Source organism: Ornithinibacillus proteolyticus, assembly GCF_039581225.1.
Classification (GTDB): Bacteria; Bacillota; Bacilli; order Bacillales; family Amphibacillaceae; genus Ornithinibacillus; species Ornithinibacillus massiliensis.
Genome location: NZ_JBCPXV010000042.1, coordinates 20,233 through 28,939, shown reverse-complemented (window position 1 = coordinate 28,939; position 8,707 = coordinate 20,233). Strand labels below are relative to the sequence as shown.

The 8,707-nt window shown below is 35.4% G+C and carries 8 protein-coding genes; 3 read left to right on the top strand and 5 right to left on the bottom strand.

Translation table 11 applies throughout. The features are described 5' to 3' along the window. Positions 1–305 precede the first annotated feature (305 nt). Positions 306–1,403 carry a glycosyltransferase gene (locus tag AAIB49_RS16015; RefSeq protein ID WP_186869062.1) on the top strand — a complete coding sequence of 366 codons (1,098 nt, stop codon included), beginning with the start codon at positions 306–308 and terminating at the stop codon, positions 1,401–1,403. Positions 1,404–1,617: 214 nt separating this feature from the next. On the opposite strand, the gene AAIB49_RS16010 is transcribed toward AAIB49_RS16015, so the two are convergent. Continuing rightward, positions 1,618–2,322: a BMQ_0737 family morphogenetic spore coat protein gene (locus AAIB49_RS16010; protein ID WP_186869061.1), complete on the bottom strand. Its 705-nt coding sequence runs from the start codon at positions 2,320–2,322 to the stop codon at positions 1,618–1,620. A 215-nt stretch (positions 2,323–2,537) separates the two neighbouring features. On the opposite strand from AAIB49_RS16010, the gene AAIB49_RS16005 reads away from it, so the two are divergent. Then, positions 2,538–4,460 carry a hypothetical protein gene (locus AAIB49_RS16005; protein WP_343458597.1) on the top strand — a complete coding sequence of 641 codons (1,923 nt, stop codon included), beginning with the start codon at positions 2,538–2,540 and terminating at the stop codon, positions 4,458–4,460. A gap of 129 nt (positions 4,461–4,589) precedes the next feature. Here AAIB49_RS16005 and AAIB49_RS16000 read toward each other — a convergent pair whose 3' ends face one another. Both AAIB49_RS16000 and AAIB49_RS15995 read right to left on the bottom strand, forming a co-directional pair. Further along, positions 4,590–4,859, bottom strand: coding sequence for a hypothetical protein (locus AAIB49_RS16000; RefSeq protein WP_343458596.1), 270 nt, complete (start codon positions 4,857–4,859; stop codon positions 4,590–4,592). A 13-nt stretch (positions 4,860–4,872) separates the two neighbouring features. Beyond that, on the bottom strand, positions 4,873–5,424 hold the full coding sequence (locus tag AAIB49_RS15995; protein ID WP_186869058.1) for a hypothetical protein: 552 nt from the start codon (positions 5,422–5,424) through the stop codon (positions 4,873–4,875). Between the two features lie 104 nt (positions 5,425–5,528). On the opposite strand from AAIB49_RS15995, the gene AAIB49_RS15990 reads away from it, so the two are divergent. Beyond that, positions 5,529–5,951 (top strand): M67 family metallopeptidase, encoded by a 423-nt coding sequence (locus tag AAIB49_RS15990; RefSeq protein ID WP_343458595.1) that lies wholly within the window; start codon positions 5,529–5,531, stop codon positions 5,949–5,951. A gap of 255 nt (positions 5,952–6,206) precedes the next feature. Here the strand turns inward: AAIB49_RS15990 and AAIB49_RS15985 are convergent, their stop codons facing one another. Both AAIB49_RS15985 and AAIB49_RS15980 read right to left on the bottom strand, forming a co-directional pair. Continuing rightward, positions 6,207–6,419, bottom strand: coding sequence for a hypothetical protein (locus tag AAIB49_RS15985; RefSeq protein ID WP_339217083.1), 213 nt, complete (start codon positions 6,417–6,419; stop codon positions 6,207–6,209). Positions 6,420–6,681: 262 nt separating this feature from the next. Beyond that, a complete protein-coding gene (locus tag AAIB49_RS15980; protein WP_343458594.1) occupies positions 6,682–8,469 on the bottom strand; it encodes an ABC transporter substrate-binding protein in 1,788 nt (595 codons plus the stop codon). Positions 8,470–8,707: the final 238 nt, after the last annotated feature.

Here is an 8,707-nt window from a genome sequence, read left to right as displayed (position 1 = left end):
TAATTTTATCAGAGGGTGTCCTTTTTGTTTACTAAAAAGAGTAAGAATATTAAAAAAGACGTAGCACTTACCATTTTAAATGGTTAGCGCTACGTTTTTAATTATTTACTGGGGTTTTGTCCCAGCCTCTTTTTTATATGAAAAAACTAGCTGTTCATGAATTAGTTACTTGTATCTAATGTCTTACTAATGATATACAAATACCCTTTTTTTAGGGAGTAGGTCTTGATACAATCTATTTTCATTTTTTTAAATACATTACTAATAGGAATAAAAACCTTTTAGTAGGAGGAGAGCTTTTTAAAATGATTACGATAAGTTTATGTATGATTGTTAAAAATGAAGAAGAAGTACTGGCAAGGTGCCTTGATACAGTAAAGGATATTGTTGATGAGATTAATATTGTGGATACTGGGTCTTCTGATAAGACGGTCGAAATAGCTAAAAAATATACAGATAGAGTCTTTTATTTTGAATGGATAGATGATTTCGCTGCTGCACGAAATGAATCGTTTAAATATGCAACAAAGGATTACATCCTGTATTTGGATGCAGATGATGTGTTACTTGAAGAGGATCAAGAAAAGTTGAAAAATCTTAAGAAGACTCTTGATCCATCGGTTGATTCAGTGTCAATGTATTACAATGCGGGTATGGATAGCTATGGTAACGTAACATTAACGTATCGAAGAAATAGATTAGTCAAAAGAAGCAGAAATTTTCAATGGAAAGGCGATTGCCATCAATATCTTGAAGTATACGGAAAAGTCATCAACTCAGATGTAGCCGTGACCCATAAAAAGATTAGTCATTCCGTAGGGAGAAACTTATCCATTTATGAAAAGAAATTAGAAAGAGGAGATACCTTTACGCCAAGAGACTATTTTTATTATGGAAATGAACTTCGAGAAAATGGATATTATGAAAAAGCAATTGAAAACTATAACCATAATATTGAGATGAAAGAAGGCTGGATAGAAGATAAAGTATATGCATGTATCAATAAAGCAGACTGTTACCGTTTTTTGGGAAAGTTAGACGAGGAGATCGCTTCTCTGTATGAATCTTTTCGGTTTTCTAAAACACCTCGACCTGAATCATGTAGTCGAATAGGCTATTATTATCAACGAAACAAGGAGTATCAGTCAGCTATCTATTGGTATACTTTAGCTACAGAGCTTGAAGATGACTTTAATAAGTGGAGTTTTACTTATCCAGCATATTCAACATGGTATCCTCACCTACAAATGTGTGTGTGCTATTATAATCTTCAGGATTTTAAGCGATCTTACTATCATAATGAGAAGGCAAGGGAATATAGGCCAGATGATGAGCGAATTCTCTTTAATAAGGAATTACTTGAATCGAAGGTGAGCAGGGAAGTTCTAGAGAAGGAAGGATAGTTATCTTTGATAAGTAGAGGATATAGAATGAATCTCTAATTCCTATAAAAAAGCTACTAACCATCAAGGGCCAGTAGCTTTATTTTTATAAGCGATACGTTTAATAAATATTTATTCGTTTAAGCTTTTAAATAAAAAGTAATCGTTAATATTTGTTGTAAAAAAAAGACGTTATAGATTCAAATCTCATGGAATCTATAACGCTAAATAAAAATTACTCGCTTTGGTTCGTGGTGTTTTTATTTTTAGCCGTTGCCATAATTCCTGGGAAAACAACTGGACATTGAGGAGGAATTGATGGAGTTGGGCATTGCTCCGTTAGAATATCCCTAGGCTGACAGAAGTCTGCCACAAGTTCTATTGTAACATCTGCAACTGATTGAACACTTTGACAAACATTTAAGAATAAATCAACACTTTCTAAAGCTCCAGCAACACAGTTTACATTGACACTACAATCAATATCAGATACTCGAACGACAAGTCGAGTTCCTTCTGGTGCGCAAAGGAATACGGATTCTGGAATGTCTATTTCAATTTCATCTGAAATAAAGACAAATGGCGTAGTACCATTAATACCGGTAAATTCAATGACTACATTAAGTGTTTTTACAAATGATACACGTTGTAATGTAACTAATGCACCATCTATAACAAATTCGCGATTTTCTCGCTCACCTGTTTCGGTAACTGGTATTATAGCGTTTGGTGGAAGTGGATTACCTGTAAGCGGGTCAACAAGATAGCAAGTTGCTGTTAAATTGCTAACTGCTGGACCACATGGATCAAAAGGTAATGCACCTATAGCTGCTGGTAAGATAGATTGATTTAAGTCTTCTTGTAAAACGACCCAATCATAGACTTTTTCTGTGTTTATGCAAAGAAGCTCTTGAGCTCCTTGTAATGGTAGTTCCTGCATCAGTATATCTCTCCTTTTCAATAATTTATTATCAGTAACAAATTATGTGTTTACACTATATTTGGAACTGTACAAAAGACTATTTTCTAGGATTAATATCTAAAATGTATCTTTACCTAATTTACTCACATAGGTTAATGAGACTGGAAATCTGTCACACTGAAGGTTAGGATCTCATAAGATATCTTAAATTATTGTGCTATGAGGTGGATAGAATGTCTAAATCCTATACAAGGGAGGATGTTCAAAGCTTACTTAATCAGCTCAAGAAATATCGAAAAGTAATACGAGAATATCAGGAAAATGATCTAGAATATTGTCAAATAAAGTCCGAAATGAAGAAGGTAAAGAGTAGATTAGCAGAAACGAGAAAAAGACTGATACACATGGAGGGAAAATACAAAGACTGTCTATTCGATTATTATAAAATCAAGGAAGATAAGGAATCATTATTACAAGACCTAAATAAGTTGAAGAAGGAATTAAACCCTACGAAGATGATTGAGAAAACAGAGAAAAACAATCCAATTGCAGAATCTTTACCAGATAAGAAAGAACAGAAAAGGGAGAAAGCCCCTCTACATGCTAACGAAATTTCTACAGATAATAAAAAATCAACGGCGTCAGTTCGAAAATATTCCCCAATCATGAAGGATTTGGATAGAAAAGAACACCAAAAAGAGATGATGCAATTCAACATATCAATACTAAATAGACTGTTTATAGAAAGAGAGGAGTTTAAGGATATAATGTCTATTTACAAGGACAACAATATGGACGAAGGAACTAGTAAAAGTGATAGAGAATCGATTGAAAAGCAGAATGTTGAAAGTACGGTTATTAAAGGTGCCGAGCCAGCTAATGATAATGAGCAAGGTTCGGATCTATGGGCAAAAGGAACCGAGAAAGAGACAGTGGATGTTAGCCATGTAAATACAACGCTTACTAATCTACAAAGTCAAATAATGGAGATTAAAAAAATCCTTGAAGAAAGGAAACCACCTAAAGAGACTAGACCATTTCCATCTACTACTTCACCCACTCCCACACCCATAAGCAATCCACCTAAAAAAGAGATTACCTTTAGGGATTTGAGAGGATTAACCAATATTGAATCAATACCTGGAAAAATACCTGAGAATAAAACTAGCCTCCATAAAAATAGTTCCACAAATTTTAATCAACACACACCATCTAGTAAACAAAAGGCAAAGCCAGTATATGTAAGAAATATCGAAATAAAGGAAAATAAGAAATTGAAAAATAACGACAACAAAGAAGAAGGGCAAGTTGAAAAAGAGAATCCAGTGGTTCAAGTAGAGAAACTACCAGAGCAACAAGAAAAACCAGTGGAAAATGTGGTGGAAATAACATCAACTGCTCCGTCAGAACGAGTGAATGAAGAGGAATATGTACAGCATTCCAAAATAGGGAAAATGACAGAACAACCAAGACAGGAAGAAACAGAATCACAGGATAGAGAACAATTAAATCAAATTGGCAATAAGAAATTATCTACTCCTCAAGTAGACGAGGAAAGTCCGGTATTAGGTAAACCTGATACAGTAATGGAGGAGAGTGAAAAGGAAGAAACAGAATCGAAGAATGGAGACCATTTTGATCAAATTGCCAATCAGGACTTATCTATTCCTCAAGCGGACGAGGAGAGTCCAATATTAGGTAAACCTGATACAGTAATGGAGGAGAATGAGAAGGAAGAAACAGGATCAAAGAATGGAGAACAATTAAATCAAGTTGCCAATCAGGACTTATCTATTCCTCAAGCAGACGAGGAGAGTCCAGTATTAGGTACACCTGATACAGTAATGGAGGAGAGTGAAAAAGAAGAAACAGAATCAAAGAATGGAGAACAATTAAATCAAGCTGCGAATCAGAATTTATCTACTCCTCAAGTAGACGAAGGAAGTCCAGTATTAGGTACACCTGATACAGTAATGGAGGAGAATGAAAAGGAAGAAATAGTGGACGTTGAGCCGAATTATGTTAACCCCAACGAAAAAACAGAGTTAGTACAAAAGGAAGCTGTTGTGGAAAACACACAAGAAGAACCACCATTACGGGAGGATAAATTTACTCTAAAGTCATTTTGGAAGAAGCTAAAGAAATTCTATGGGTAAGCTATGTAACCACATATTAGTTTTTCAAAATGAGATGTTTCCAATTAAGTTTGTTTTGCCCCAGAGTGGCTAGACCGAGTACGTAAAGGCTTATCTAGCCACGGGCATTGTTTATAGGTAATTCTCTCATTATTTCTTCAGTAGTAGTAGTAAATTATCAAACTCTTTACGATTAACTTCAATAGCATTATCTAATTCGTGAATGATAGCACTGAGATCAGCATCGTTTGCATTATTTGTAGGGGGGATCTGATTGTTTCCTTTTACTTTGTAATCTACCAGCATCGTAAGTATGATATGGTCTAATTGTTCTTGAATGCTACTCTCGGTGCCGATTTGCTGAAGTTGGTTATGTAGTAGGTTTTGTAAGAGTATCCATAACTCATTATGGTGAGTCAATTCCTTACCTCCTTTAGCCTGTCGTATTAACACTAATGGAATTAAGAGAATTAATTCCTTCTTTTTCGGACTCTGTATAAAGGAATGCTTGAATAGAGCAAACATTAGACCGTGTATTTTTCCAACTAACCTGAAAGTCTGAGAACGCTATTTTCTCAAGTGGCTTTACTTCCTTATTCGGAGTCAACTGAAACCAATACTCATGTTCTTCATTCCGTTCTGGCAGTTGCTGCCAATAACTAAAAGGTTCTGAACTATCTGCTTGTGCTGATTTAGTAAGATACTTACCAGTAAACTTGTAGGTGCTTGTTGTATTGACTTTTAAACATAAATATAATGCAGCGAGTGTATTACCTGTTAGATTGTGAATATGGAAATCACCTAATATAATATTTTCTTCTTTCGGATCACTTGTCATATTGACAGAATACGTAAAAAATCCAAGTATTGAATTAATATTCGGCTTGCTTTTATAATCCTTAACTAGTTCATATAGTTCGGTAGTGAACGCTTGCGTTTGGTTATTTAATTGAGCTATTTTATTTCGTAATGTATCAAAACTCAACATTACCACCTCCATAACATGTAACGTTACTATACATATGCAAAACACTAATAAAATATTAAACAGCAATCAAGGAAATCAAAAAACATGTAAGGGTGTTATGAATGGAGAGTAATGAGTCGGTTATTATAATTCCGAAAGAGGTATTAAAATTAATTATTCAGAATTGCTATCAAGCATTACCATATGAATGTTGTGGTTTTTTAAGTGGCCGTCAAGATAATGAAGTTATTTCAAATTGGAATTTGAAAAATGAGGCAAAACTAAAGAAGCAATTTAAAGTAAGTAGTCATACAGTTGGAGAGGTACTTAGAAGGATCAGTGCTAAGGGGGAGAAAGTAATCATTTTATATCATTCGCATCCGACAGCACCCCCTATCCCATCAATGGAAGATCTACAATACCATCCAGATGAAGATATTAAAATGCTAATTATTTCGCTTATGAATAAAGAGATTCAATATAAATGCTATCAAGTCTCAGGGATGGAATATAAAGAGGTACCGGTCCAAATTATGGAATCGTAACTCCTAAATTATACTAAAAGTGTTCTACGACTAATATTCTGACAGTAAACGATACCTCTGAATTAAAATTAACAGTTGCAATAATCTGCTCCGGAAATACTTGTGTTTCCACTATTCATAACATCTGTTTATTTTTGGTGGTTTGCATATCACTCATATTGTATGTCTTCCATAGGAACTACGTATGATGTGAGAGCAAATATTAATTTACCTAATTCGCTAAACCATATAGTTTTGCTTTAGCTATATGAGAAATCAGTCATCACCAGGGTTAGAATCATCGATTGAAGCCGTTGCTCCAGATTCTTCATTATTATTTTTGAATCCTTTATTAATTTGACCGGCGTTCTCGATATCACCGGTAGCCTTATATCCGGCAACTTCCATATTGCTTGTTGTACCATATAAGCCCATTCCACCGAGTTCAACTTTTAACTTTTCTGGTGTATTGTCTTGTTTTTCACTCATCGTAACACCTCCTGGTATTATTGTGACCACGAGACTGATGTTTATTCTGGAAAAATAAGTGAATAATGCAGGCTAGCAGGATTAGCTAACATCATTTGTTCCAAAAGAGAAAATAAAGAAGAGGATGAGACAATAGGGGCTCAACCTTGTCCTTTCCTCCCGCAGGAATCTACGCAAATTTCCAGAGCTAGTATCGTGTATCATTCGGTTTTACATTTAATTCTTTTGTTATGTCCCATCCACTTCTAGTTCTACACCAATGTTACTTTTTCTCGACAACCCACCATTGATGTGTATTGTTATATAGCGTATAAGGTAATGGTTCAATACCCTTTAATCGATTGTTATATGCCCATACATTATTTGGTGTATAAAGAATAAGCGCAGGCAGCTCTTCGGAATAGAGCTTTTGCCAATCATGATATACATCTAAACGGTAGTCTTGCTCAAAGGCTTCTGGTGTTTTTATAGCTTTGTTTAATAAATCGTCAGAATCTGGATTATTCCAACGTGAAAAATTATATGCAGCAGTCGATAACCATAGATTAGCTGGATCTGGCTCGGTACTGGATAGATTCCAACCTAATAAGTATAAATCCCAATCATTGTTATCATTGGTTAAATCCTGGATGAAGGTAAACATTTCCTTTGGCTCTCGAAGTTCAATTTTAATTCCAATCTCCTCAAGCATTTGTGCAATTAATGGGCCCGTTTCTTCCCGAATTGCATTGCCTGTAGGATAATCGAAATGTAATACCCACTCATTTCCGTCCGGATCTTCACGAAATCCATCCTCATTTGTATCCACATAACCTAGTTCATCTAACAATGCTTTTGCCTCTTCTGGGTCGAAGCTATAATGTTCTGTTGCGCTTTCATCATATGCCCAAAATGATTGGGCGATAGGAGAGTGAAGTAATTGTCCACGTCCGTTTAATAATTCCATAATTAATTGTTCTCGATTTATAGCATAAGCGATTGCTTGTCGAACTTGTGGTTCGGAAAGCTTTGGATTAGGTTTCCAGTTAGTTGGGTTAATGATGCCGTTTTCGACATCCTCTTTTGTTTGGTGATGCAGTTTGAAACCGAGTATTTGATAGCTAAAATCAGGCTGCTCCACTAAGGTGATATTTTCCAAGTCACGTACTGTTTCGTAATCATTTGCAGAGATTACATCTGGATTTGCTATTATATCCACTTCACCTCTTTCCAGCAGTCCTGCGATAACTGATTTTGCTACTACTCGCCAAATGATTTCGTCAAGATATGGTGTGCCTTGCCAGTATGCATCATGGCGTTCGAGAATGTATTCCTCTCCTTCAACTGCTTTAGCAAATTTAAACGGTCCTGTACCGATTACTTTTTCTGGATTTATGGATGCCTCTGCACTAGGCATATCGGCTATTGGAATTTCTTTAAATATATGCTCTGGAATGACTGGAAAGCTTGCAATATAAAGTGGATTTATCATTGGTTCCTTAAACTTAAAGGTGACCGTATACGTATCATCTGCGATAACGCCTTGGAATTGATCGGTGTCTCCGTTAACATATTCGGAATATCCCAGTAGTGGCTCTACAAATGCAGTGTGAACCCCACCAGCTTCTGTATAATCAGGGTCTGCAATGGACTGATAAGTAAATACAACATCATCTGCAGTAAATTCTTCTCCATCATGCCATTTGACCTCTTCTAGGTAAAGGGTTAATTCAGTTTGATCTTCATTAGTCTCCCAGCTTTTTGCTAACTTAGGAATGAATTCTAGTTGTTCATTTTGACCTACTAAACTCTCATGTGTAAAGGAGAGAATGTTCGCTTCGTAAGGATCCTCATAAAATATGGGATTAAACATTCCCGCTGGTGGTTCATACATAGCACCAACAATAGATCCACCAGGTGTTGGCTCGCTAGCTTCTTTCATTATATCTTCTTTTTCTGGGGCGGAATTCTCTTCCAAAGGATTATCTGTTTTATCATCACATGCTACTAATAGAATACTAACGAAAATTCCTATGATAAAGATTCGTATACTGAGTTTTTGTGAGAACAAGGTACTTCCTCCTCTATTCTTGCTGTTTATAGTGGGGCAAGACGCTAATAACCAATGAACGACAACAGTTTATTTATAAAGCATGTAAACATGGCGTGATTGGATATGATTTTCGTAACATCTTATGAAAGGTTGTTTTATATTATTACTTTTCAAGGATAAAGAAATGAGATCGACCCTAGTTGAAACAAGGTAATGTTCTATTTCATTTTTTGGTGATAAACTAGAAGAAATAGAA

What these genes read in the sequence shown, in the direction of transcription:
- AAIB49_RS15990 (WP_343458595.1), top strand. Translation starts at nt 5,529, where the DNA reads ATGGAGAGTAATGAGTCGGTTATTATAATTCCGAAAGAGGTATTAAAA.
- AAIB49_RS16005 (WP_343458597.1), top strand. Translation starts at nt 2,538, where the DNA reads ATGTCTAAATCCTATACAAGGGAGGATGTTCAAAGCTTACTTAATCAG.
- AAIB49_RS16010 (WP_186869061.1), bottom strand. Translation starts at nt 2,322, where the DNA reads ATGCAGGAACTACCATTACAAGGAGCTCAAGAGCTTCTTTGCATAAAC.
- AAIB49_RS15985 (WP_339217083.1), bottom strand. Translation starts at nt 6,419, where the DNA reads ATGAGTGAAAAACAAGACAATACACCAGAAAAGTTAAAAGTTGAACTC.
- AAIB49_RS16015 (WP_186869062.1), top strand. Translation starts at nt 306, where the DNA reads ATGATTACGATAAGTTTATGTATGATTGTTAAAAATGAAGAAGAAGTA.